The sequence below is a fragment of the Ornithinimicrobium tianjinense genome, assembly GCF_014636495.1.
Classification (GTDB): Bacteria; Actinomycetota; Actinomycetes; order Actinomycetales; family Dermatophilaceae; genus Ornithinicoccus; species Ornithinicoccus tianjinensis.
Genome location: NZ_BMEM01000001.1, coordinates 294,195 through 315,742 on the forward strand (window position 1 = coordinate 294,195; position 21,548 = coordinate 315,742).

Annotated in this window: 25 protein-coding genes and 1 tRNA gene; 14 read left to right on the forward strand and 12 right to left on the reverse strand. The window is 72.0% G+C overall.

The window, feature by feature from the left end; translation table 11 throughout:
• Positions 1-87 precede the first annotated feature (87 nt).
• Positions 88-924, forward strand: coding sequence for a 16S rRNA (cytidine(1402)-2'-O)-methyltransferase (rsmI, locus tag IEV65_RS01405; RefSeq protein WP_188427824.1), 837 nt, complete (start codon positions 88-90; stop codon positions 922-924).
• Between the two features lie 157 nt (positions 925-1,081).
• Entirely contained in the window at positions 1,082-1,546 is a 465-nt protein-coding gene (locus IEV65_RS01410; RefSeq protein WP_188427825.1) for a hypothetical protein, read from the forward strand.
• Here IEV65_RS01410 and IEV65_RS01415 read toward each other — a convergent pair.
• The 3 genes from IEV65_RS01415 to IEV65_RS01425 all read right to left on the reverse strand — a co-directional run bounded on the left by IEV65_RS01415 (position 1,537) and on the right by IEV65_RS01425 (position 3,308).
• Positions 1,537-2,151 (reverse strand): DUF4126 domain-containing protein, encoded by a 615-nt coding sequence (locus IEV65_RS01415; protein ID WP_188427826.1) that lies wholly within the window; start codon positions 2,149-2,151, stop codon positions 1,537-1,539. The two genes, IEV65_RS01410 and IEV65_RS01415, sit on opposite strands and share 10 nt — an antisense overlap.
• A gap of 126 nt (positions 2,152-2,277) precedes the next feature.
• Positions 2,278-2,799: a hypothetical protein gene (locus tag IEV65_RS01420; RefSeq protein WP_188427827.1), complete on the reverse strand. Its 522-nt coding sequence runs from the start codon at positions 2,797-2,799 to the stop codon at positions 2,278-2,280.
• The gene (locus tag IEV65_RS01425; protein ID WP_188427828.1) at positions 2,799-3,308 is read right to left on the reverse strand and encodes a hypothetical protein; all 510 of its coding nucleotides are present in this window, start codon (positions 3,306-3,308) and stop codon (positions 2,799-2,801) included. Before IEV65_RS01425 ends, IEV65_RS01420 begins: the two co-directional genes overlap by 1 nt.
• Before the next feature lie 210 nt (positions 3,309-3,518).
• Between IEV65_RS01425 and IEV65_RS01430 the strand changes: the two genes are divergently transcribed.
• Both IEV65_RS01430 and IEV65_RS01435 read left to right on the forward strand, forming a co-directional pair.
• Complete coding sequence (locus IEV65_RS01430; RefSeq protein ID WP_229734779.1) at positions 3,519-4,007, forward strand: SigE family RNA polymerase sigma factor; 489 nt, start codon at positions 3,519-3,521, stop codon at positions 4,005-4,007.
• Positions 4,000-5,424 carry a hypothetical protein gene (locus IEV65_RS01435; protein ID WP_188427829.1) on the forward strand — a complete coding sequence of 475 codons (1,425 nt, stop codon included), beginning with the start codon at positions 4,000-4,002 and terminating at the stop codon, positions 5,422-5,424. Before IEV65_RS01430 ends, IEV65_RS01435 begins: the two co-directional genes overlap by 8 nt.
• 147 nt (positions 5,425-5,571) lie before the next feature.
• Here the strand turns inward: IEV65_RS01435 and IEV65_RS01440 are convergent, their stop codons facing one another.
• A complete protein-coding gene (locus IEV65_RS01440; protein WP_188427830.1) occupies positions 5,572-5,958 on the reverse strand; it encodes a DUF3037 domain-containing protein in 387 nt (128 codons plus the stop codon).
• The gene (locus IEV65_RS01445) at positions 5,955-6,728 is read right to left on the reverse strand and encodes a HipA family kinase (RefSeq protein ID WP_188427831.1); all 774 of its coding nucleotides are present in this window, start codon (positions 6,726-6,728) and stop codon (positions 5,955-5,957) included. The genes IEV65_RS01440 and IEV65_RS01445 overlap by 4 nt, the downstream gene beginning before the upstream one ends.
• A gap of 88 nt (positions 6,729-6,816) precedes the next feature.
• On the opposite strand from IEV65_RS01445, the gene IEV65_RS01450 reads away from it, so the two are divergent.
• Positions 6,817-7,230 carry a hypothetical protein gene (locus IEV65_RS01450; RefSeq protein WP_188427832.1) on the forward strand — a complete coding sequence of 138 codons (414 nt, stop codon included), beginning with the start codon at positions 6,817-6,819 and terminating at the stop codon, positions 7,228-7,230.
• A gap of 142 nt (positions 7,231-7,372) precedes the next feature.
• Here IEV65_RS01450 and IEV65_RS01455 read toward each other — a convergent pair whose 3' ends face one another.
• Both IEV65_RS01455 and IEV65_RS01460 read right to left on the reverse strand, forming a co-directional pair.
• On the reverse strand, positions 7,373-7,819 hold the full coding sequence (locus IEV65_RS01455) for a VOC family protein (RefSeq protein WP_188427833.1): 447 nt from the start codon (positions 7,817-7,819) through the stop codon (positions 7,373-7,375).
• A gap of 10 nt (positions 7,820-7,829) precedes the next feature.
• The gene (locus tag IEV65_RS01460) at positions 7,830-8,306 is read right to left on the reverse strand and encodes a helix-turn-helix domain-containing protein (RefSeq protein ID WP_188427834.1); all 477 of its coding nucleotides are present in this window, start codon (positions 8,304-8,306) and stop codon (positions 7,830-7,832) included.
• Between the two features lie 117 nt (positions 8,307-8,423).
• On the opposite strand from IEV65_RS01460, the gene metG reads away from it, so the two are divergent.
• The gene (gene metG / locus IEV65_RS01465; protein WP_188427835.1) at positions 8,424-10,241 is read left to right on the forward strand and encodes a methionine--tRNA ligase; all 1,818 of its coding nucleotides are present in this window, start codon (positions 8,424-8,426) and stop codon (positions 10,239-10,241) included.
• Positions 10,238-11,086 (forward strand): TatD family hydrolase, encoded by an 849-nt coding sequence (locus tag IEV65_RS01470; RefSeq protein ID WP_188427836.1) that lies wholly within the window; start codon positions 10,238-10,240, stop codon positions 11,084-11,086. The genes metG and IEV65_RS01470 overlap by 4 nt, the downstream gene beginning before the upstream one ends.
• A gap of 204 nt (positions 11,087-11,290) precedes the next feature.
• Here the strand turns inward: IEV65_RS01470 and IEV65_RS01475 are convergent, their stop codons facing one another.
• Positions 11,291-11,626, reverse strand: a complete 336-nt coding sequence (locus IEV65_RS01475) for a thioredoxin family protein (protein WP_188427837.1) — start codon at positions 11,624-11,626, stop codon at positions 11,291-11,293.
• Between the two features lie 136 nt (positions 11,627-11,762).
• Between IEV65_RS01475 and rsmA the strand changes: the two genes are divergently transcribed.
• The 3 genes from rsmA to IEV65_RS01490 all read left to right on the forward strand — a co-directional run bounded on the left by rsmA (position 11,763) and on the right by IEV65_RS01490 (position 15,574).
• The gene (gene rsmA / locus IEV65_RS01480; protein ID WP_229735035.1) at positions 11,763-12,611 is read left to right on the forward strand and encodes a 16S rRNA (adenine(1518)-N(6)/adenine(1519)-N(6))-dimethyltransferase RsmA; all 849 of its coding nucleotides are present in this window, start codon (positions 11,763-11,765) and stop codon (positions 12,609-12,611) included.
• A gap of 78 nt (positions 12,612-12,689) precedes the next feature.
• Positions 12,690-13,676, forward strand: a complete 987-nt coding sequence (locus tag IEV65_RS01485) for a 4-(cytidine 5'-diphospho)-2-C-methyl-D-erythritol kinase (RefSeq protein ID WP_188427839.1) — start codon at positions 12,690-12,692, stop codon at positions 13,674-13,676.
• A gap of 65 nt (positions 13,677-13,741) precedes the next feature.
• Positions 13,742-15,574 (forward strand): ABC-F family ATP-binding cassette domain-containing protein, encoded by a 1,833-nt coding sequence (locus tag IEV65_RS01490; protein WP_188427840.1) that lies wholly within the window; start codon positions 13,742-13,744, stop codon positions 15,572-15,574.
• Positions 15,575-15,588: 14 nt separating this feature from the next.
• Here the strand turns inward: IEV65_RS01490 and IEV65_RS01495 are convergent, their stop codons facing one another.
• Positions 15,589-16,050 (reverse strand): DUF421 domain-containing protein, encoded by a 462-nt coding sequence (locus IEV65_RS01495; protein WP_188427841.1) that lies wholly within the window; start codon positions 16,048-16,050, stop codon positions 15,589-15,591.
• A 9-nt stretch (positions 16,051-16,059) separates the two neighbouring features.
• Positions 16,060-16,563: a hypothetical protein gene (locus IEV65_RS01500; RefSeq protein ID WP_188427842.1), complete on the reverse strand. Its 504-nt coding sequence runs from the start codon at positions 16,561-16,563 to the stop codon at positions 16,060-16,062.
• An 82-nt stretch (positions 16,564-16,645) separates the two neighbouring features.
• On the opposite strand from IEV65_RS01500, the gene IEV65_RS01505 reads away from it, so the two are divergent.
• The gene (locus tag IEV65_RS01505; protein WP_188427843.1) at positions 16,646-17,203 is read left to right on the forward strand and encodes a MarR family winged helix-turn-helix transcriptional regulator; all 558 of its coding nucleotides are present in this window, start codon (positions 16,646-16,648) and stop codon (positions 17,201-17,203) included.
• A 25-nt stretch (positions 17,204-17,228) separates the two neighbouring features.
• Here the strand turns inward: IEV65_RS01505 and IEV65_RS01510 are convergent.
• Together IEV65_RS01510 and IEV65_RS01515 are read right to left on the reverse strand one after the other, a co-directional pair.
• Positions 17,229-17,307, reverse strand: a tRNA-Gln gene (locus tag IEV65_RS01510).
• Positions 17,308-17,371: 64 nt separating this feature from the next.
• Complete coding sequence (locus tag IEV65_RS01515; RefSeq protein ID WP_188429362.1) at positions 17,372-17,983, reverse strand: TetR/AcrR family transcriptional regulator; 612 nt, start codon at positions 17,981-17,983, stop codon at positions 17,372-17,374.
• A 69-nt stretch (positions 17,984-18,052) separates the two neighbouring features.
• Between IEV65_RS01515 and glmU the strand changes: the two genes are divergently transcribed.
• The 3 genes from glmU (at position 18,053) to IEV65_RS01530 (ending at position 21,468) form a co-directional block, all read left to right on the forward strand.
• The gene (glmU, locus tag IEV65_RS01520) at positions 18,053-19,582 is read left to right on the forward strand and encodes a bifunctional UDP-N-acetylglucosamine diphosphorylase/glucosamine-1-phosphate N-acetyltransferase GlmU (RefSeq protein WP_188427844.1); all 1,530 of its coding nucleotides are present in this window, start codon (positions 18,053-18,055) and stop codon (positions 19,580-19,582) included.
• Complete coding sequence (locus tag IEV65_RS01525; protein ID WP_188427845.1) at positions 19,579-20,562, forward strand: ribose-phosphate diphosphokinase; 984 nt, start codon at positions 19,579-19,581, stop codon at positions 20,560-20,562. The genes glmU and IEV65_RS01525 overlap by 4 nt, the downstream gene beginning before the upstream one ends.
• A 213-nt stretch (positions 20,563-20,775) precedes the next feature.
• On the forward strand, positions 20,776-21,468 hold the full coding sequence (locus tag IEV65_RS01530; protein WP_188427846.1) for a 50S ribosomal protein L25/general stress protein Ctc: 693 nt from the start codon (positions 20,776-20,778) through the stop codon (positions 21,466-21,468).
• Positions 21,469-21,548 lie beyond the last annotated feature (80 nt).

The window sequence follows — 21,548 nt, forward strand, 5'->3', positions numbered from 1 at the left end:
GGGCGGGGATGGCAGGAACGCCTGTCCGGTCGGGCAGGAACGCCTGTCCGGTCGGGGGCCGGGCGGGGCACGGCATACCCTGCGTGCATGACCTCCGCGCTCGTCCTCGCCGCCACGCCCATCGGGGACGCCCGCGACGCGAGCCCCCGGCTGCTCGAGGAGCTCGCGAGCGCCGACGTCGTGGCCGCCGAGGACACGAGGCGGCTGCGGCGGCTGACCGAACGGCTCGGCGTGACCGTCGGGGGCGAGATCGTCAGCTACCACGAGCACAACGAGGCGTCGCGGACCCCGGACCTGGTCCAGAGGATCGCCGCGGGTGCGCGGGTGCTCCTGGTCACGGATGCCGGTATGCCGTCCGTCTCCGACCCCGGCTACCGGCTCGTCGCCGCGTGCGTGGCCGCCGACCTGCCCGTGACCTGTGTGCCGGGGCCCTCGGCCGTGCTCATGGCGCTGGCGGTGAGCGGTCTGCCGGTGGACCGCTTCTGCTTCGAGGGCTTCCTGCCGCGCAAGGCCGGCGACCGGGCGCGGTCCCTGTCCGCGCTGGCGGCCGAGCCCCGGACGATGGTCTTCTTCGAGGCGCCGCACCGGCTGGCGGCCACGCTCACCGCGATGGCGGACGCGCTCGGCGCGGACAGACCGGCGGCGGTCTGCCGCGAGCTGACCAAGACCTATGAGGAGGTCCGGCGCGGCGGGCTGGGCGAGCTCGCGGGATGGGCCGCCGAGGGGGTGAAGGGGGAGATCACGGTCGTGGTCGCGGGCCTGGACCCGGCCGCGCTGACGGCGCCCGACCCCGAGGACGTCGTGCCCGAGATCCTCGCCCGTGCCGCGGCCGGTGAGCGGCTGAAGGACGTGTGCCGCGACCTCGCGGCCAGCACGGGTCTGTCGGCCAAGGAGCTCTACGACCGGGCGGTCGCCGCCCGCTGAGCGGCTCGCGCGAGAGCGCCGGCGCGGTCAGGTCACGAGGACATCACGATGCGTCGCGCACGCCCCCCGGGGTCTTGTGCGACCGACCGTGATGCGGCATAGTCACGCGCGTGGTCCGACAACGGCGTCGGGCCCGTCTTGTGTCCCGGAGGAGCCCGTGTCCCCCAATCTCTCTGCACTTGTCTCCGGCCTGCTCGGCGGCCTCGTTGCCGGGGTCTTCTGCGCCTGGGCGACCACGCAGGTGCTGCCGGTCGGCACCACCGGCTACAGCACGCGCGTCGTCGGGCTGGCCGTCGCGCTGGCCGTGCTCGGGGCCGTGATCGGTGTCCTCGTGGGCTGGCTCGTGGCCGGCCGCCGGGCGCTGTCGCTGGGCCGGATCGCGGCCGTGGTCACGGTCGTCGGCACCTCGGTGGGTGGGACGGCGTGGGCCCGCCGGGCGATCGCGGAGCAGGCGGACGGCCATCTCGTCGGCACGATCCTGCTCGTGGGCGGTCTCGTCATCGTGCTCGCCCTGGCCGCCGGGTTCACCGCGGCCATGCTCGGCCCGGCGTCGCTCGACGACGGTGACGCGGACGGTGACGGGGACGCGGACGCGGATGACCGGCAGGAGCCTCAGCTGTAGCCCGCGTCGCTCATCAGCCGGTCCTCACGCGTCCGGCGCCGGCGGTGGGCCCGCCGCCAGAGCGCGAAGAGCGCCCACAGCAGGAGCAGCAGCAGGAAGATCACCAGCACGGGCAGGAAGATCGCGACGAGCGACAGGGTCAGCGACACCCCGTCCTCGGCGGCCGACACGACCGGGGTGCCCAGGCCGCCTGTCGTGGTGTTGACGACCGGGCGGGTGACCGCCTTGCCGGTGTGCACGATGCCCGCCGTGACGATGCCGAGCAGCACCCCGACCCAGGGGTTGTCCTGCATGAACGACGATCCCTGCTCGAAGTCCTCGGCGGCGGTGGTCGCGGCGAAGATCAGGCCACCGGTCGCCGGGCGCACGAACGTGCCGACGGCGTCGTTGACGTGGTCGACGAGCGCGACCTTGTCGAGCACCACCTCGGACAGCAGCAGCACAGCGGCGACCCCGATGGCCCACGGCGACTCGATCCAGGCGTACTGGTGCGGCAGGTTGATCACGTCGGTGTACCGCGCGATGAGCGCCACGAGGATGAACGGGATGTAGGCGTTCAGCCCCGCGGCCGCGGACAGGCCGGCTCCGGTGAGGGCAGCGAGCATGAGGTGCCTCGCCTTTCGTCTCGGCGTCCCCCGGCGGAGGACGTCGGTCCAGTCAACCACGGGGTATGCCGCGGATCTTCCCTCCGCGGCATACCCCGTGGTTCTTTTCTCCGCGCCGCGGAGCGGTCAGAGCACCCGCACGTCGATCTGCCTCACCGTGGCCGAGCAGCTGGCGCTGGCGTAGGCCCACGGCCCGCCGGCGCCGACCCAGGTCTCCACCTCGACCATCGCGGAGTACTGCCGCCCGCTGCCGCCCCAGAACTCCGTGGCCATCGTGATGCTGAGGTCCCTGGCGGTGATCTCGCTGTTCCAGAAGACCGCTGCGATCGCGCGTCCCAGGCTGCGCCGGTCGTGGGCGACCACCTGCGAGCCGTTCATGATGCGCAGGTTGAGGATCGCCTCAGCGGAGGAGTACCCGAAGAACGCGGGTGTCCAGACGCGGAACCACCCGACGTCGATGGCCGCCTCGGCCCGGATGAGCCGGGTGCCGGACGGGCCGTAGAAGGCGCTGCCGACCTGGGCGACGTTCTGGTAGGACCCGGCGATCGCGATGAACTGGTAGCTGTAGAGGCGTCCTGTCGAGCGGTCTGCCGTGGTGGTGTCTCCCCGCTTGTAGTTCAGCCCGTAGGGGGCGACCAGGGCGACCATCACTCCACCTCCATGACCCAGCCGAGGCTGTCGTCACCGGCCGTGGCAGGTCGGCCCCCGCCACCTTTGGCTCCGCGACGTCCCACCGCCCGGGCATGCTCCGGCACCTGCACCGTGGCCATCAGCTCCTCGGCCAGGTCGTCGGCGTCGATGCCGGCGGCGGCGAGCAGGTCGTCGCGGGACGGGCGGTGCTGCTCCGCGATGGCGGCACCGCGACGCTCGGCCTCGCGCGCCTCCTCCTCGGTGGTCACGGGCAGCCCGCGCAACGCCTCCAGGTCGGCCTGGAGGGCGTCACGGTCGACGCCGGCCTTGGCGGCCGCCTTCTCCGCCTTCGCCGCATGCTTGGCCTGCACCCTCTCCAGCGCCTTGAGCTCCTTGTCCAGCCGCGCCTTGCCGTCCTTGCGCTGCTGCTCGTCCGCCTGCCTGAGGCTGTCCTGCAGGGACGCCTCCTCCTGGCCCGGGGGCACCGGCCTGATCTCCTCCGTGCCCGGGTCGTCCTGCGGTGTCATGTGCTGCTCCCTCCGAGTCGTGCGGCGGGACCACCCGCCGGAGGCAGGATGCCTGCCCCGCCACGACGCTCCCACCGCTCCGCCCCGGGCGTCGTCAGCCGCGAGGAGGTGCTGCCTCATCCCTCGGGAGGATGCGGCCCCCAACCTTTCCGGTGGCCCGCTCCGTTACCGGGGGGAAGATAGGGCGACCCGGAGCAGGGGAGTGAGCAGGTGCGCAGCAGTGACGACGTGGCCTACGTCGAGTTCGTGGACGCGTCGAGAGCGACGCTCCTGGCCTACGCCTGGCTGCTGACCGGGGACGCGCACGCGGCCGAGGACCTGGTGCAGGAGACCTTCGTCCGGGTCTACGTCCGGTGGCGCAAGGTACGCGACGGCCGGCCGCTCGCCTACGCCCGCAGGATCCTGAGCAACCTGCACACCGACCGCTGGCGCAGCCGCCGCCGTGAGGTGCTGCGGGACGAGGTGCCGGAGACGGCATACTCCACCGACCCCATGACCACGGACCTGGTGCGGGCGCTGCAGCGGCTGTCACCGCGCGAGCGCGAGTGCGTCGTGCTGCGCCACTACCTGGACCTGTCCGAGAAGGACACCGCCGCCACGCTGGGGATCAGCGTCGGCAGCGTCAAGGGCTACACGTCCAAGGGCCTCGCGGGCCTGCGTCCGCTGCTCGCCACGACCGAGGAGGAGCGCTATGTCTGATCCGCAGATCACCGACCTGCTGGACCGTGCCGTGCACCACGCGCCGGCGATGCACCTGGACGCGGACGACATGCTCGCCGCCGGCAGGGGGCGGGTCCGCCGGCGTCGCGCCACCGCAGCCGGGGCGCTGGCAGGGTCGCTCGCGGTCGTCGCCGCGGTGTGGGGCGGTCTCACGGGTGGGTCCGACCTTCTCGGGACGCGCGAGATCCAGCCCGCCACCACGGTCTTCGAGGAGGGCGAGACCTTCGAGGCAACCCTGTTCGACGGATTCCAGACCGTCGACGACGACCAGGTGGGGCACTCCTACGACGTCCGGCTGTCGAGGACCACGGCGGACGGGGCGGTGACCCTCGTCCTGTCCGATGGTGGCGCCGTCGTCGAGGAGGTGCAGGCCGAGTCGCCCGTGCCGGGGCTGGAGGTCTTCGCCGGCGAGCGCCTGACGGTGGCGCTCTGGGTCGAGCCTGAAGGCGTCGTCGCGTCGGTGCCGCTCGTCGGCCCGGTCGACCCCGGTGGCCCCTCGGACGTGCGGCACACCGACGTGGACGGGCAGCAGGTCGCGTATGCCGTCTGGGCCGGCGACGTGGTCCCGATGCCCGACGCGGTGCGCGACGTCTATCTCGTGGGGCACGACGACGTCGTGACACTTTCCGGCAGGGACCTCGAGACCGCCGAGCTGCGAGCCGGTGACGAGCACGCTGTCGTGTGGTCCGACCCGTCCGTCGCGGTCTGGGGGTATGCAGTGACCGTCACCTGGGTGGGGCTTCCCCCGCAGACCGGACTGAGCCAGTTCGTCGACGGGCCGGCGATGCTGGCATCCAGCTCATGGACGTCGGAGGACGGCACCGTCGGGCTGAGCCTGCTGCCGGACGGTGCCGGACGGGTGGAGACCGTCGACGGCGGGGACCTGGCGAGCACGACGCTCGACGGCCGGGCCGTGGTGCTGACCGACACGACAGGTCCCACGGAGCTCACGGTCCGGTTCGGTCTCGGCGGCACGACATACACCGTCCAGGACTACTCCGCAGACCTCTTCACCCTGGACACCGCCGACGGCACGGCGGCATCCCTCCAGCCGCGTGTCGAGGCACGCGACCCGGCGTTGGCTCTCGTCGCGCACTCCGGAGCGCGGCTTCTGGAGGTCGGTGACGGCCACCTCCTCGCCGGGCCGGTCGTGCGAGACCTGGCTGGGGGCGCGGTCGTCCTCGTGACGGGTGGCGACCCGGTCCCGGCCGTGCTGACGGACCTGCGGGTCGAGGTCGCCGGCCGGTGGGTCACACCCGTGGATGTCGCGCAGGTGCTGCTGGCGGACGGGCGCATCGCGACGGCCGCCTCGGTCGCCGCCGCAGCCGACGAGGTCACCGCTGTCGGTCGTCTCGTCAACGGGCAGGTCGAGCGGTGGAGTCCAGGGGCCGGCTGACGAGAAGCTGCTGGGCGACCACTCAGGTGAGTGAGTTCTGCACGGCTGGGGCCGTGATGCCGTGCCTGAGCCACTCAGGTGAGTGGGTTCGGCACAGCTGGCGGGCCGGTTGGGGGTGGGGCCTGGTGGCCGCCGACCTTCCGGTACCTACCTCCGCACCAGCACCCGCACGAGGTGCTCCAGCGTCGCGGCCGGGTCCTCGGTCGTCCCGCCGTGCACCGGGCCCGGCTGGACGATCGTGCTGCGCGGCGCGCTGAGCCACCCGAACCGCGGGCCGAGCTTGTCCAGCCGCGGCGTGGTGGGAGAGTGCTCGCCGGCGGCGACACGGCATACCTGGGCGAGCGCGGAGCGCACCGCGTCGAGGTCCAGGTCGGGGTCGAGCGCCCACGCGCGCGCCTCGTCGAGCGCGAACTCGCCGCGCAGGAACTCGGCCTCCTGGCTGTAGAGCACGACGCCGACGTTGATGAACTCCTCGCGCTCGACGCGGGGGACGAGGCGCAGCACGACGTACTGGTAGTCCACGGTGGTGCTCATGCCGCGCCTCCCGGCAGCCAGACCTGCGGCGTCTCGACTCGCGCCAGCAGATGCTCGAGGTATGCCGCGCGCACCGCGGGTGCGTCCGGCAGGTGGTCCGTGGTCTCGAGCCACTCGTCCGGCACCTGGTCGAGCACGTCGGTGACGAGGTCGGCGGTGACCAGCGGCGCGAGCGCCTCGTGGGCGCGGGGCAGGTCCGTGGCGACGGCTCCGAGGACGTGGTCGTCGGCGCCGACGCGGAAGGGCTGCCGGGCGAACCGCTCGGCGTCGGGGGCCTTGCTCGGCCAGGAGTGGTGGAAGTAGAGCGCCGCGCCGTGGTCGATGAGCCAGGTCCTGCGGTGCCAGGTGAGCAGGTTGGGGTTGGACCAGGTGCGGTCGACGTTGGCGGTGAACGCGTCGAGCCAGACGATGCGCGAGGCGAGCGCCTCCTCCGGGGGGCGAGAACCGTCATACCCCAGCGCGCCGGGGAGGAGATCGACGCCGAGGTTGGTGCCGGGCGAGGCGTTGAGCAGGTCCTGGACCTCCTCGTCGGCCTCGTAACGGGCCATCGCCGGCGGCAGGTCGATCGTCACGAGGCGGGGCACCGGCAGCTCGAGCCGCCGGGCCAGCTCGCCGACGACCACCTCGGCGACGAGGACCTTGAGTCCCTGGCCGGCGCCGCGGAACTTCACGACGTAGGTGCCCAGGTCGGCGCCCTCGACCACGCCGGGCATCGAGCCGCCCTCGCGCAGGGGCGTGACGTAGCGGACGGCGGTGACGTGGTCGAGCACGAGCGACAGGCTAGTCGTTGGATCGGCTGGTGGAGACCGGATCTGAGGTTCCCATCGGCGGTGCGCGATCGTGGCTACACTCCCGTCCATGACGATGCGGGGCGGCAGGGGTGTGGCGGGGAGAGTGCTCGTGGGAGCGGTGATCGCGGCCCTCGCCGGCTGGCTGGCCGCTCTCGGGGGGTGGGGCGTCGGTGCGGCCGCAGCGGTCCCCGCTCCCGGGCGCGTCGCGGTCGCCCTGCTGCTCCTGCTCGGAGGGCTGCTGCTCGCCCTGCGGGTCGCCGGCAGCTACCGCGTCCACGGCTGGGGGGTCCTCGTCCTCGCGCTGGCGCTGACGCTCGGTCTCCTCGTCACGGGGTGGGTCATCTCGGGGCGGCGGGACCTCGAGGGCTGGGGCCAGATGACGATCGCCGCCGCCGCCCCGGTCGTGCTCGGCGCCGCAGTGGTGGTGGGGCTGGTCCTGCGGGCAAGGCTGGAGAGTCGCGGGATCGATCCGCTGCCCTGAGCGCAGCCGCCGGCCTGTGCCGAGAGCGTCCCGCGAGGATCGTCACGCGAGAGTCGGGAGGGGTCCCGACTTCTACGTGACGATCCTCGCGGGACGCTCGCGGCGCGACAGCGTGCTCGCGGCGTCCAGGCGTGCGCTCGCGTCAGCCCTCGAGGTCGGCGAGGGTCATCGCCTCGGGGTCGAACTCCTTCTTCTCCACCAGCAGCATCCAGTTGCCGGAGTTGTCGCGCATGAGCGCCTCGACACCGTAGGGACGCTCGGTCGGCTCCTGGAGGAAGGTCACGCCCTTGGCGCTCAGCTCCTCGTAGGTCTTGCGGCAGTCGGCGACGTTGAGCCCGACGCCGGGAAGCCCGCCATGTGCCTGGGCTCGCTTCATCGCCTCGATGAGCTCCGGGGACAGCGGCTCTCCCGGGGTGGTGAGGTGCAGGTGCAGCTCGGGCTGGTTGGGGTGGACGACGGTGAGCCAGCGGAAGTCGGGGCCCAGCCGCACGTCGTCGCCCTTCTCGAAGCCGAGGACGTCGGTGTAGAAGGCGAGGGACTCGTCCAGGTCGGTGACCCAGACGCTGACGAGGGCGACGTTGGTGATCATGGGCACGACGCTAGCCGTCACCTGCCCGCCCCGGCTTCTCCTGCGTTGCGGTCCTCGCACCGGGCCCCGCCTCTCCGTCGGCCCGCTCGGCCAGCCCCCACATGAACACGTAGCAGCCGGGGATGCGCGGGGCGCCGGACTCGGCATACCGGCGCTGGTAGGCGCTCGGCGTCTCGCCCGTGATCTGACGGAACCGGCCGCTGAACGACCCCAGGCTGCTGAAGCCGACGGCGAAGCACACCTCCGTCACCGTGAGGTTGCTCGTGCGCAGCAGGTCCTGCGCTCGCTCGACCCGTCGCTCGGAGAGATAGACGCCCGGGGTGCGCCCGTAGGCCAGGCGGAACATCCGCAGGAAGTGGTACTTGCTCAGCCCCGCGATCGCCGCCACGGTGTCCAGGTCGACCGGGTCGCGGTAGTGACGGTCGATGTGATCCCGTGCCCGCCGCAGGTGGACGAGCACGTCACCGGGGGCCCGGACCGACGGCATACCTCCAGACTCTCATCCGCGGGACAACCTTCCGGCGGGCGCCCACGGTTGGCCGCGCCTGATGGACCACCACTGGACGCGTCGGGTGGGTGGAGAGGCGACCTAGACTGGGGCCCCATGAGCCATGTCCTGACCGCGGTCGCCTGGCCGTACGCCAACGGCCCGCGCCACATCGGTCACGTCGCCGGGTTCGGCGTCCCCTCCGACGTCTTCAGCCGTTACATGCGGATGGCGGGTCACGACGTGCTCATGGTGAGCGGCTCCGACGAGCACGGCACGCCGATCCTGGTGCAGGCGGACAAGGCGGGCATGACCCCGCAGGAGTTCATCGACGTCAACCACCGGCTGATCGTCGAGGATCTGGTGCGGCTGGGCGTCTCCTACGACCTCTACACCCGCACGACCACGGCCAACCAGTACTCCGTCGTGCAGGAGATGTTCCTGGCCTGCTACCGCAACGGCTACATGATCGAGCAGACCCAGCAGGTCGCCATCAGCCCGTCGACGGGCCGGACGCTGCCCGACCGCTACATCGAGGGCACCTGCCCGATCTGCGGGTATGGCGAGGCGCGCGGCGACCAGTGTGACAACTGCGGCAACCAGCTCGATCCGGCCGACCTCATCGACCCGCGCTCGAAGGTGAACGGCGAGACGCCGGAGTTCAAGGACACCCAGCACTTCTTCCTCGACCTGCCCGCGCTCGCCGACGCGTTGGCCGCGTGGCTGGCCGAGCGCGAGGCCTCGGGCCTGTGGCGGCCCAACGTCATCGCCTTCTCCAAGAACATCCTCAAGGAGATCCGGCCGCGCGCGATGACCCGCGACATCGACTGGGGCATCCCGGTCCCGCTCGACGGCTGGCGCGACCAGAGCCACAAGCGTCTCTACGTGTGGTTCGACGCGGTCATCGGCTACCTCGCGGCCTCGGTGGAGTGGGCGCGCCGGCTGCCCGGCGACCAGGACGAGCGCTGGCGCGAGTGGTGGAACGACCCGGAGGCGCTGTCCTACTACTTCATGGGTAAGGACAACATCACCTTCCACTCCCAGATCTGGCCGGCCGAGATGCTCGCGCACAACGGTCGGGGAGCCAAGGGCGGGGAGCAGGGGCCGTTCGGCGAGCTCAACCTGCCGACGGAGGTCGTCTCCAGCGAGTTCCTGACGATGGAGGGCAAGCAGTTCTCCACCTCGCGGGCGGTGGTGATCTACGTCCGGGACGTCCTCGACCGCTACCAGCCGGACGCGCTGCGCTACTTCCTTTCCGCGGCGGCCCCGGAGACCGCGGACTCGGACTTCTCCTGGTCGGAGTTCCTCAAGCGCACCAACACCGAGCTCGTCGCCGCCTGGGGCAACCTGGTCAACCGCACGGCCTCGATGATCGCCAAGAACTTCGGCGAGATCCCGCAGGCCGGCGAGCTGGAGGACGTGGACCGGGCGCTGCTGGACCAGGTCCGGGCCGGGTTCGACACGGTCGGCGGCCTGATCGCCACGCACAAGCAGAAGGCCGGGCTGGCCGAGGCGATGCGGCTGGTCGGCGAGGCCAACGCCTACGTCTCGACCACCGAGCCCTTCAAGCTCAAGGGTGAGGACCAGCGCGAGCGGCTGGGCACCGTGCTCCACGTCCTCGCACAGGCGGTCGTCGACCTCAACACGATCCTCTCGCCCTACCTGCCGCACAGCTCCACCGCGGTGCACCAGGCGCTGGGCGGGGAGGGCGTCTTCCAGCCGATGCCGCAGATCGCGGAGGTGAGCGACCTCGACGACGCGGGACGCCCTGACTACCCAGTCATCACCGGCGAGTACTCCGCCGTCCCGCGCTGGGAGCACCGACCCGTCACCGTGGGGGCCCCTGTCGCTAAGCCGTCACCGATCTTCACCAAGCTGGACCCGTCCGTGGTCGACGAGGAGCGCGCGCGCCTCGGCCTGGTCGACGCGTCGTGACCGACCAGCGGCTCGCCGAGCGACCGGAGCTGCCCGACAGGCTCCCCCTGCCCGTCGTCGACAACCACTGTCACCTCGACATCCAGCGGGACGACTCCCCGGCCGTCGCCGTGGAGCAGATCATCGCCGAGGCCGCGTCGGTGGGCGTCGACCGCCTGGTCCAGATCGGCTGCGACATCGGCTCCGCCCGCTGGACGGTCTCGCTCCTCGACGACCACCCGGCCCTGCTCGGCGGCGTCGCCATCCATCCCAACGAGGTCCCCCGCCACGAGGCGGCCGGGGACCTCGACGAGGTCTTCGACGAGATCGCCTCCCTGGCAAGGCATCCGAAGATCCGCGTGATAGGGGAGACCGGTCTCGACTACTTCCGCACGGGACCCGAGGGTGTTGCGGTGCAGCAGGAGTCGTTCCGTCGTCATATTGCGCTGGCCAAGGAGCTCGGCGTCGCGCTCCAGATCCACGACCGCGACGCCCACGACGACGTGCTGCGCATCCTCGCCGAGGAGGGCGCGCCCGAGAAGACGGTCCTGCACTGCTACTCGGGCGACATGGAGATGGCCCGTGAGTGCGTCCGTCGGGGTTACTTCCTCTCCTTCGCCGGCACCGTGACCTTCAGGTCGGCCAAGGACCTGCGCAACGCGCTCGCGGTGACCCCCATGGAGCACCTGCTGGTCGAGACGGACGCTCCCTACCTGACCCCGACCCCGCACCGCGGCCGCGCCAACGCGCCATACCTCATCCCGCACACGGTCCGGGCCATGGCCGCGACCCTCAACACGAGCGTCCCCCAGCTGTGCCAGGCGTTGTCGGACAACAGCGAGCGAGTCTACGGGCCCTGGTCCTGAAGCCCGGCCCGACAGGGGTCCTTGACCCACGTGAGACTGCTTCCGCTCCGGAAGCAACTGACAGTCTGCGTCCGCTCCGGAAGCGGCGGACTGATTGCTGCCGGAGGGGAAGCAGCGGACTGATTGCTTCCGGAGGGGACGCAGCGGACTGATTGCTTCCGGAGGGGAAGCAGCGGACTGATTGCTTCCGGAGGGGAAGCAGTGTCACGTTGTCGCGGGACCCTCCTGGGTGATCGTCGCCAACGGCGCGTCGATCATCGCCCGGCCGGTCGGGCGCACGACACGGTCGACCTCCACGCCGTCGCGCAGGAAGATGAGCGTCGGCCAGAGCTTCACCCGGTAGGACCGACCCAGCCGCCGCCCCTTGCCGTCCTCGACGGCGATGACGGGCACCTCCGGATGCGCCGCGAGGGCAGGCGTGAGGTAGCGGTCGGCGGCCAGGCAGTGGCCGCACCAGGTGGTCCCGAAGATGACCACGGCAGGCCCCTCGGTGGCGTCCAGGTCGGCACGGTCCGGCTGCTCACTGCTGTAGGTGGTCATGGACCCAGCATCTGTCATCGCCTTCGCGTGGGATCATGCAGCCGTGACCCATCCCGAGGAGACCAGTCCCGAGGAGACCAGTCCCGAGGAGACCAGTCCCGAGGAGACCAGTCCCGAGGAGACCGCAGTCGAGACCCTGCTCGGCCCTGCCGAGATCCGCGACCTGGCGTCCCAGCTGGGGATCAGGCCGACCAAGCAATGGGGGCAGAACTTCGTCATCGACAAGGGGACGGTCCGCCGCATCGTCCGCGCCGCCGAGGTCACCGCCGGCGACGTGGTCCTCGAGGTGGGTCCGGGGCTCGGCTCATTGACGCTCGCGCTGCTGCCGCACGTCAGGCGGGTGACGGCCGTCGAGATCGACCCCGCACTGGCGGGCCAGCTGCCCCGGACGGTCGCCGCGCTGGCGCCGGACCTGGCCGACCGCCTCGAGGTGCTGCATACCGACGCCCTGCGGGTGCGCGACCTGCCGGGCCCGCAGCCCACCGCGCTCGTGGCCAACCTGCCCTACAACGTCGCGGTCCCCGTCGTGCTGCACCTGCTCGCGACCGTGCCGACCATCGAGAAGGTCCTGGTCATGGTCCAGCTCGAGGTCGCCGAGCGGCTCGCCGCCCAGCCGGGCAGCCGGGTCTACGGCGTGCCCAGCGTCAAGGCAGCCTGGTATGCCGAGGTGTCGGGGGCCGGACGGATCGGCCGCAACGTCTTCTGGCCCGCGCCCAACGTGGACTCCGGCCTGGTCCGCATGGTCCGGCGCGACCCGCCCAGCACCACGGCGACCCGCGAGGAGGTCTTCGCGGTGGTCGACGCGGCCTTCGCGCAGCGGCGCAAGACCCTGCGCGCCGCGCTCTCCGGCTGGGCCGGCTCCGGGGCGGAGGCGGAGGAGATCCTGCGCGCTGCCGGGGTGGACCCGAGGGCGCGCGGCGAGGTGCTCCGGGTCGAGGACTTCGCACGCATCGCGGAAGCGGCGCGGGCGCGCGCGGCCGGGTGATCGACTCGGGTGATCGACTCGGGTGATCGACCACCCCTGCGGCCACACCGGCGGTCCCACCTCGCCTATGGTGACGCCATGAGGTCAGCGGAGCTGTCGGGCGTCGTGTGCTGCCGCGTGCCCGGCAAGATCAACCTCGAGCTGGCGGTCGGGCCGCTGCGCGACGACGGTTACCACGAGCTGTCCACCGTCTTCCACGCCGTCAGCGTCTACGACCGGATCACCGTGCAGGCCGCGACCTCCTGGTCGGTGCACGTCACCGGCCCCTATGCCGACCGCGTCCCCACCGACGACTCCAACCTCGCCCTGGTCGCGGCCAAGGCCCTGGCCCGACGCCGGCCCCGCGGCATCCGCCTCACGCCCGTCCGCATCGACATCGACAAGCAGATCCCCGTCGCCGGGGGCATGGCCGGCGGCAGCGCCGACGCCGCGGGAACCCTCGTGGCCTGCCGCGAGCTGTGGGGACTGGACCACGTCGAGAACGACCTGCTCGAGGAGATCGCCGGCAGCCTCGGCTCCGACATCCCGTTCCTGCTGCACGGAGGCACCGCCATCGGCTCCGGCCGTGGCGAGCAGGTCACGCCGGTCCTCGCCCGCGGCGAGCTGCACTGGGTGCTGTGGGCGGGGGAGGGGCTGGGTCTGTCGACCCCGGCCGTTTATGCGGAGTGCGACCGGCTCCGCGCGGAGCGGGGCGAGGAGATCCCGCCCCCCACGCCGTCGGGCGAGCTGATGCAGGCGCTGCGCCGGATGGACGCGGACGCGGTGGCCGGGCACCTGCGCAACGACCTGCAGGAGGCGGCGATCTCGCTGCAGCCGGTCCTCGCCGAGGTCCTGCAGGCCGGCCGGGAGCTGGGCGCACGGGCCGGGATCGTCTCCGGCTCGGGCCCCACCGTCGCGTTCCTGGTGGGCTCGCAGGCCGAGGCGATCGACCTGTCGGTGGGTCTCGCCGCCCGCGGGCCGGCCGGAGACATCCTGCGCGCGATCGGTCCCGTGCCGGGGGCCCAGCTCGTGCAGTCGCGCGCCACCGCCCCGGCCGGGCCGACGGTGCCCCCGGTCTCCGGCTGAGTCCACCCGCTCACGGGCGCGACGTAGGATCGGGGGTCGTCCCACCCCGTCCCAGGAGTTCCCGTATGCCTGCTCCCGCCAGCCTCGTGGCGCTCGACCACGCCCACCTGCTGGCCGGCACCCAGGTGCTCCTCGACGACGAGTCCGTCGGTGTCCTCGACGGCGACCGGATCGGCGTGGTCGGCCGCAACGGCGGTGGCAAGTCGAGCCTGCTCGGCGTCGTCGTCGGGACGAGGCCGCTGGACGGCGGTCGGGTGATCCGCACGGGCGGGGTGACGACCGGCATGCTGGGACAGGTCGACGCGCTGGACCCGCGGGCGACGGTGGCCGACGTCGTGCTCGGAGACCTCGCGGAGCACGAGTGGGCCGGGGACGCGCGGGTGCGAGAGATCCTGGCCGGTCTGCTCGGGGGCACCGACGCGCAGGCCCTGGGCGGCTGGGACCGCGAGGTCGGCCCGATGTCCGGGGGCGAACGGCGCCGCCTGGCGCTCGCCGCACTCCTCGTCCAGGACCCCGACCTTCTCGTGCTCGACGAGCCGACCAACCACCTCGACGTCGAGGGGGTGGCCTGGCTCGCGTCATACCTGTCGACGAAGCGGCCCCGCCCCGGCAACGCCCTGCTCGTCGTCACGCACGACCGCTGGTTCCTCGACGCGGTCTCGACCCGCACCTGGGAGGTCGCGGACGGTCACGTGCACACCTACGAGGGCGGGTATGCCGCATACGTCCTCGCCAAGGTCGAGCGTGCCCGCGTGGCGCAGGTAACCGAGGAGCGCCGGGCCAACCTGGCCCGCAAGGAGCTGGCCTGGCTGCGACGCGGTGCCCCCGCGCGGACGAGCAAGCCGCGCTTCCGCATCGAGGCGGCCAACCAGCTCATCGAGGGGGAGCCGCCGCCGCGGGACACCGTCGAGCTGGTGCGGTTCGCGACGACGCGGCTGGGCAAGGACGTGCTCGACCTGCTCGACGCGACGGTCCTGGCCGGTGAGAAGACGTTGCTGGACAAGGTCACCTGGCGGATCGGGCCGGGCGACCGCTACGGGATCGTCGGGGTCAACGGCGCGGGCAAGTCCACCCTCCTGAGGGTCCTGCAGGGGCATCACCCGCTGGCGGCCGGCAAGCTCAAGACCGGCAAGACGGTGAAGATCGCCTGCCTCACCCAGGAGCTGCGCGAGCTCGAGCCGCTCGCCGGGTGGACGGTGATCGACGCGATCACCGAGGTGCGGTCGTTCACGACGATCGGCGGCAAGGAGGTCTCGGCGTCCTCGCTGGCGCAGCGGCTCGGCTTCAGCGGGGGGCGGCAGCAGTCACGCGTGGGTGACCTGTCCGGTGGCGAGCGGCGACGGCTGCAGTTCGTGCGGCTGCTCATGGACGAGCCCAACGTCCTCCTGCTGGACGAGCCCACCAACGACCTCGACATCGACACCCTGACCTCGATGGAGGACGTGCTCGACGGGTGGGCCGGGACGCTCATCGTGGTCTCCCACGACCGCTACCTGCTGGAGCGGATGACGGACCGGCAGGTGGCGCTGCTCGGGGACCGGGCGCTGCGCGACCTGCCGGGCGGCGTCGAGCAGTACCTCGAGCTGCGCCAGCAGCTGCGCGCCTCCGGCGGTGCGGCACCGGCACGCGCCGCGGCGCCGGCGGGCACGGGCGGCCCCGCAGCGGCAGCGGCATACACCCCGGCGCAGGTGCGAGAGGCGCGCAAGACCCTGGCCAGGGTCGAGAAGGCCCTCGACCGCATCCACGCCGAGGAGGCGCTCGTCCACGAGCAGATGGTCCAGGTCTCCACGGACCCGGCGCGGCTCGCCGAGCTGACCGAGGCCCTGCGCACGCTGGGCGAGCAGGAGGAGGCGCTGGAGCTCGAGTGGCTCGAGGCCTCGGACGTGGCGGAGGGCTAGCGGCCCGACGGCCGTCAGGCCTGAGGTGCTGCCTTGTCCTTCGGGACGATCGTGATGTGCCCCGAGGCCTCGAGCACCGCCCACTTGATCTGGTCGAGGCGTTCGAGCCCCTGTTTGTCGCGGGCCGCCTCCAGGATGTCGGCCTCCTTGACCTTGTTCGCGGCCAGCGCCTTCTTCAGGACCTCGCCGTCGGACACCAGCAGCGACGGGACTCCCTCGGTGACGCGGTCGAAGGCGTCGAACTTCCAGGCCAGGTAGTCGCTGCCCCGTTGGAGCAGGACCAGGCTGACGATGACCAGGGTCGCGTGCACGATCGAGAAGTCCTCGCCGAGCATCGCCTGCTGCGTCGACTCGCCGACGATGAGCAGGATGACCAGGTCGAAGGTCGTGATCTGGGCGAGCGTGCGCTTGCCGGTGAGACGGAAGACGACCAGCAGGATCAGGTAGATCGCGACAGCGCGGAGCACGGCGTCCACGGGGCCTCCTCAGGGCAGGATGAACTGGTCGACGGTGACGGTCGAGCCGCCCGCCGCAGCGGTCAGCTCGAGGTCGCCGAGCTTCTGGGGTCGGAAGCTCAGCACGATCGCGACGTCGCCGGGACGTTCTACGGCGAACTCAAGCACGGCGCCCCCGGGGACGACACGCTGGGCGTCCGGCTCCGGGAAGACGGCGGAGAGGTCGGTGCCCCGGAGCCAGTCGCCGGTGAGCTCGAGGTCGAGAGTGTCGCCGTCGATGGCCTCCTCGGCCACGTGGATCGTCAGGACGTCCTCGGCCTCGTAGTGGCTGACCCGCTGGTGCTCGACACGGACGACGTCGCCCTCCGCGCCTGTGGTGCGGTTGCTCCAGGGCCCGGCACCCAGGAACCCCACGAGACCCGCGAGGACGAAGAGTCCGAGGACCACCCAACCGACGTTGGCGAGACGGTGCTCGCGCTGGACGTGGGTCGGGTGGCCGCCGATCTCCAGTGCACGTGCCTGGTCGTCGCTCATGGCGCCATCCTGGCCCTGACGAGCTCGGTCCGCACGCCCGACCCGGGCGTCGGCCGCCGACCACGGCACTAGTCTCGTCGGCATGGGACGCGAAGGACGCCAGGTGCGCGCCGGCGAGGGAGTCGACGACGAGGTGGACGCTGTCGTCGAGGCCTGGCGCCGCGAGCGTCCTGACCTCGACGTCGCCCCGCTGGAGGTGCTCTCCCGGGTGTCCCGGCTCGCGCGCCTGCTGGACCTGGAGCGACGGAGGGCGTTTGCCGAGCAGGGCCTGGAGGCATGGGAGTTCGACGTGCTCTCGGCGCTGCGCAGATCGGGAGAGCCCTACCAGCTCACGCCCGGTGACCTGCTGCGCGAGACGCTGGTGACGAGCGGCACGATGACCAACCGCCTCGACCGGCTCGCCGACCGTGGGCTGCTGCGGCGCGAGACCTCGCCGCGCGACCGCCGGGCGGTGCTCGTCACCCTCACTCCCGAGGGTCTTGGGCTCGCGGACCGGGCGCTGGAGGCGCTGCTCGAGGGTGAGCGTGAGCTGCTCGCGGTCCTGGACGTGGAGGGCAGGGCCGACCTGGCGGCATACCTGAAAGAACTGCTCGTCGACCTCGAGCCGAGCCGGGCGCCGTCGCGGGGCTCCCGCGGGTAGCCCGAGCGGGCGGAGCGGTCGGCGGCTCCCCGGGAAGGAATCGAACCTTCGTCGCTAATCCTGATTCAAAGTCAGGCGGCCCCTGCCAGCAGAGCAACCGGGGAACGTCCCGAAGGACCACCCAAGCCTAGGCCACCGTGGGCCGGGCACCCGTCCGTGGCGGGACGGTCAGCCCCGGCGGGCGCGGCTGCGCAGGGTCGGCTTGGCCTCCATGCCGGCCAGGCCGTTCCAGGCGAGGTTGACGAGGTGGGCGGCCACGTCCTCCTTCTTCATCCGCCGGGAGTCCAGCCACCACCCTCCGGGGATCGCCACCATCCCGACCAGCATCTGGGCGTAGAGCGGCGCGGTCTTGGGGTCGAGCCGGCGGCGCCTGAACTCGGCGGCGAGGATGTGCTCGACCTGGCTGGCGATGTCGCTGATCAGGCTCGCGAAGGAGCCGGTCGACTGCCCCGGCGGGCTGTCGCGGACGAGGATCCGGAAGCCGTCGGTCGAGGTCTCGATGTAGTCGAGCAGGGCCAGCGCGGCCGCCTCCAGCAGCGCGCGGGCGTTGCCCTCGTGCTCGGTCAGCGCGTCGGTGATCTGCCCCAGCAGCGCCGAGATCTCGCGGTCGACGACGACGGCGTAGAGCCCCTCCTTGCCCCCGAAGTGCTCGTAGATCACCGGCTTGGAGACCCCCGCGGTCGCCGCGATCTCCTCGACGCTGGTGCCCTCGAAACCCTTCTCGGCGAACAGTGCCCGACCGATCGAGATGAGCTGCTGGCGCCGCTGCGGGCCCGTCATCCGGTTGCGGGTGGCGGTCTTGGGCGGGGAGGAGGTCACCGGCCCATCATGCCAAGTAGAGTCGGGCGGGTGACGACACACCATCCCGCCGCCGTCATCGTCCTGGCCGCCGGGGAAGGCACCCGGATGAAGTCAGCGACCCCCAAGGTCCTGCACCGCATCGGCGGGCGCACCCTGCTCGGTCATGCCCTGTATGCCGCGCGCCAGGCCTCCCCGCAGCACCTCGCCGTGGTGGTGCGTCACGAGCGGGACCAGGTCGCCGCGCACGTCGGCGAGCTCGACCCGCAGGTGGTCGTCGCCGACCAGGACGAGGTCAAGGGCACCGGTCGGGCCTGCGAGTGCGGGCTGGACGCGCTGCCCGCCGACCTCGCCGGCACCGTGCTGGTGACGATGGGGGACGTGCCCCTGCTGACCGGGCAGACGCTGGTGGAGCTGACCGAGCGCCACGAGAGCAGCGGCGCCGCCGTCACCGTGATCACCGCCGAGCTCGACGACGCCAAGGCCTACGGCCGGGTGGTGCGCGACGAGGCCGGCGACGTGGTGGCGATCATGGAGTACAAGGACGCCCTGGCCCACCGCTCGGCGGGCGACGACCTGGCGCACGTCGTCGACGTCCGCGAGATCAACTCCGGGATCTACGCCTTCGACGCGCAGGTGCTGCGGGCGGCCCTCGCCGAGGTCGGCACCGACAACGCGCAGGGGGAGAAGTACCTCACCGACGTCATCGCCATCGCCCGGCGGGACGGTCGCAAGGTCAGCGCGCACCTCGTCGACGACCTGTGGCAGACGGAAGGTGTCAACGACCGCGTGCAGCTGGCGGCCCTGGGCAAGGAGCTCAACCGGCGCACCGTCGAGCACTGGATGCGGGAGGGGGTCACCGTCGTCGACCCGGACACGACCTGGATCGACGCCGAGGTGACGATCGGCCGCGACACGGTGGTGCGGCCCGGCACCCAGCTGCTCGGTGCCACGACGATCGGTGCCGACGCGGTCATCGGGCCCGACACCACGCTGACCGACACCGAGGTCGGCGACGGCGCCAGCGTCGTCCGGACCCAGGCCGAGGCCGCCCTCATCGGCGCCGAGGCGACGGTCGGACCGTTCTCCTACCTGCGTCCGGGCACGGTCCTGGGCGCCAGGGGCAAGATCGGCGGCTTCGTCGAGACCAAGAACGCCCAGATCGGTGACGGCGCCAAGGTGCCGCACCTGACCTACTGCGGCGACGCCACGATCGGCGAGGGTGCCAACATCGGCGCCGGCACGATCTTCGCCAACTACGACGGTGTCGCCAAGCACCACACCACCGTCGGGCGGCACTCCTTCGTCGGCTCCGACTCCGTGCTGGTCGCGCCGGTCCACATCGCCGACGGGGCCTACGTCGCCGCGGGGTCGACGATCGAGGGCACCGTCGCTCCCGGCCAGATCGCCGTCGCCCGCAGCCGTCAGCGCAACGTCGACGGCTGGGTCGCCCGGCGCCGGGCCGGCACCAGGACCGCCGCCGCCGCCGAGGCCGCGCTGGCGGCGCAGGCCTCCGAGGCGCCGAGCGGGCAGGCACCGCATACCTCCGCCCCCACCCCACCACCCAGGAGAGCTGAATGACCGGCATCCAGAAGGCCACCCAGAAGAACCTCATGGTCTTCACGGGCAGGGCGCACCCCGCCCTCGCCGGGGAGATCGCCGAGAACCTGGGCACCGAGCTGGTGCCGACCGAGGCGTACGCCTTCGCCAACAGCGAGATCTACGTCCGCTTCGCCGAGAGCGTGCGCGGGTGCGACGCCTTCGTCATCCAGAGCCACACGGCCCCGGTCAACGAGTGGATCATGGAGCACCTGATCATGGTCGACGCGCTCAAGCGTGCCTCGGCCAAGCGGATCACGGTCGTGCTGCCCTTCTACGGCTACGCGCGCCAGGACAAGAAGCACCGCGGCCGTGAGCCGATCTCCGCCCGCCTGATGGCCGACCTGTTCAAGACCGCCGGCGCCGACCGGCTCATGGCGGTCGACCTGCACACGGCGCAGATCCAGGGCTTCTTCGACGGCCCCGTCGACCACCTGATGGCGCTGCCGATCCTGGCCGACTACGTGCGCGACAAGTACGGCGACGAGGAGCTGGCCGTCGTCTCGCCCGACGCCGGCCGCATCAAGGTCGCGGAGTACTGGTCGAACAGCCTCGGCGGGGTGCCGCTGGCGTTCATCCACAAGACCCGCGACATCACCCGCCCCAACCAGTCGGTGGCCAAGCGCGTCGTGGGCGAGGTCAAGGGCCGCACCTGCGTGCTCGTCGACGACATGATCGACTCCGGCGGCACGATCTGCCAGGCGGCCGACGCCCTGATGGCCGACGGTGCCGCGAGCGTCATCATCGCCGCGACCCACGGGTTGTTCTCCGGCCCGGCGATCGAGCGGCTGTCCGCCTCGGTGGCCAGGGAGGTCGTCGTGACCAACACGCTGCCGCTGTCGGAGGAGGCGCGCGCGCTGGACAAGCTCACCGAGCTGTCCATCGCACCGCTGATCAGCCGCGCCATCCGGGAGGTCTTCGAGGACGGCTCGGTCACCTCGATGTTCGACGGTCGGGCCTGAGGCGATTTCCGCTCCCCGCTCGACCCTGGCTAGAATGCCCGGGTTGCCTCGGCGAGGGACACCGCACGGACGTGCGGTGGCCGTGATTCGACGAAGCGCGTCGCGTCGCCCGACTGTCTCGGGTGAGTCCTGACGCCTCCGTGGAGCCCGCCGTGCCGTGTCCCGCGTCGAGGCCCACCGAAGTGATCACCCGAGAAGAAGAGGCCTAGACGCATGTCCGACCAGCTGAAGATCTCCGCCGAGAAGCGCACCGAGTTCGGCAAGGGCGCTGCGCGCCGCATCCGCCGCGCCGACAAGATCCCCGCCGTCCTCTACGGCCACGGCACCGACCCGATCCACGTCACCCTGCCGGGTCACGAGACCCTCCTCGCCCTGCGCGCGAGCAACGCGGTCCTGACCCTGAACGTCGAGGGCGACGAGCACCTGGCTCTTGCCAAGGACGTCCAGCGTGACCCGATCAAGCGCGTCATCGAGCACGTCGACCTCGTCATCGTGCGCCGCGGCGAGAAGGTCGTCGTGGATGTCCCCGTCCACGTCGAGGGCGAGGCCGGTCCCGAGACCGTCGTGACCGTCGATCACGCGACGCTGTCGGTCGAGGCCGAGGCGCTGCACATCCCGGAGACCTTCGTCGTCTCCGTCGAGGGCGCCGAGGCCGGCACCCAGATCCTGGCCGGCCAGGTGGAGCTGCCCTCGGGCGTCACCCTGGTCACCGACGCCGAGGCCCTCGTCGTCAACGTCACCCAGGCCATCTCCGAGGAGGCCCTCGAGGCCGAGCTCGCCGAGGCCGAGGCTGAGGCCGGCATCGAGCACGAGGAGTCCGACGCTGCGGCCGAGGGCGCCGAGGGCGAGGCAGCCGAGGGCGAGGCCGCCGAGGCCGACGCCGAGGAGAAGACCGAGGAGGCCTGAGCCCCCCGCTCTTCCGAGCACCGCACCACGCACGCGCGGCCACGTCCCCAGCCGGGGCCGTGGCCGCGCGGCGTTCCACC

Bases quoted from the DNA above. Each gene is read 5' to 3' on its own strand.
- IEV65_RS01440 (WP_188427830.1), bottom strand. From the start codon at position 5,958: ATGAGCACCACCGTGGACTACCAGTACGTCGTGCTGCGCCTCGTCCCC.
- IEV65_RS01515 (WP_188429362.1), bottom strand. From the start codon at position 17,983: ATGACGGGCCCGCAGCGGCGCCAGCAGCTCATCTCGATCGGTCGGGCA.
- IEV65_RS01525 (WP_188427845.1), top strand. From the start codon at position 19,579: ATGACCGGCATCCAGAAGGCCACCCAGAAGAACCTCATGGTCTTCACG.
- IEV65_RS01425 (WP_188427828.1), bottom strand. From the start codon at position 3,308: ATGACACCGCAGGACGACCCGGGCACGGAGGAGATCAGGCCGGTGCCC.
- IEV65_RS01490 (WP_188427840.1), top strand. From the start codon at position 13,742: ATGCCTGCTCCCGCCAGCCTCGTGGCGCTCGACCACGCCCACCTGCTG.
- metG (WP_188427835.1), top strand. From the start codon at position 8,424: ATGAGCCATGTCCTGACCGCGGTCGCCTGGCCGTACGCCAACGGCCCG.
- IEV65_RS01530 (WP_188427846.1), top strand. From the start codon at position 20,776: ATGTCCGACCAGCTGAAGATCTCCGCCGAGAAGCGCACCGAGTTCGGC.
- IEV65_RS01460 (WP_188427834.1), bottom strand. From the start codon at position 8,306: ATGCCGTCGGTCCGGGCCCCCGGTGACGTGCTCGTCCACCTGCGGCGG.
- IEV65_RS01485 (WP_188427839.1), top strand. From the start codon at position 12,690: ATGAGGTCAGCGGAGCTGTCGGGCGTCGTGTGCTGCCGCGTGCCCGGC.
- IEV65_RS01435 (WP_188427829.1), top strand. From the start codon at position 4,000: ATGTCTGATCCGCAGATCACCGACCTGCTGGACCGTGCCGTGCACCAC.
- IEV65_RS01475 (WP_188427837.1), bottom strand. From the start codon at position 11,626: ATGACCACCTACAGCAGTGAGCAGCCGGACCGTGCCGACCTGGACGCC.
- IEV65_RS01415 (WP_188427826.1), bottom strand. From the start codon at position 2,151: ATGCTCGCTGCCCTCACCGGAGCCGGCCTGTCCGCGGCCGCGGGGCTG.
- IEV65_RS01505 (WP_188427843.1), top strand. From the start codon at position 16,646: ATGGGACGCGAAGGACGCCAGGTGCGCGCCGGCGAGGGAGTCGACGAC.
- IEV65_RS01500 (WP_188427842.1), bottom strand. From the start codon at position 16,563: ATGAGCGACGACCAGGCACGTGCACTGGAGATCGGCGGCCACCCGACC.
- IEV65_RS01450 (WP_188427832.1), top strand. From the start codon at position 6,817: ATGACGATGCGGGGCGGCAGGGGTGTGGCGGGGAGAGTGCTCGTGGGA.
- IEV65_RS01420 (WP_188427827.1), bottom strand. From the start codon at position 2,799: ATGGTCGCCCTGGTCGCCCCCTACGGGCTGAACTACAAGCGGGGAGAC.
- rsmI (WP_188427824.1), top strand. From the start codon at position 88: ATGACCTCCGCGCTCGTCCTCGCCGCCACGCCCATCGGGGACGCCCGC.
- IEV65_RS01455 (WP_188427833.1), bottom strand. From the start codon at position 7,819: ATGATCACCAACGTCGCCCTCGTCAGCGTCTGGGTCACCGACCTGGAC.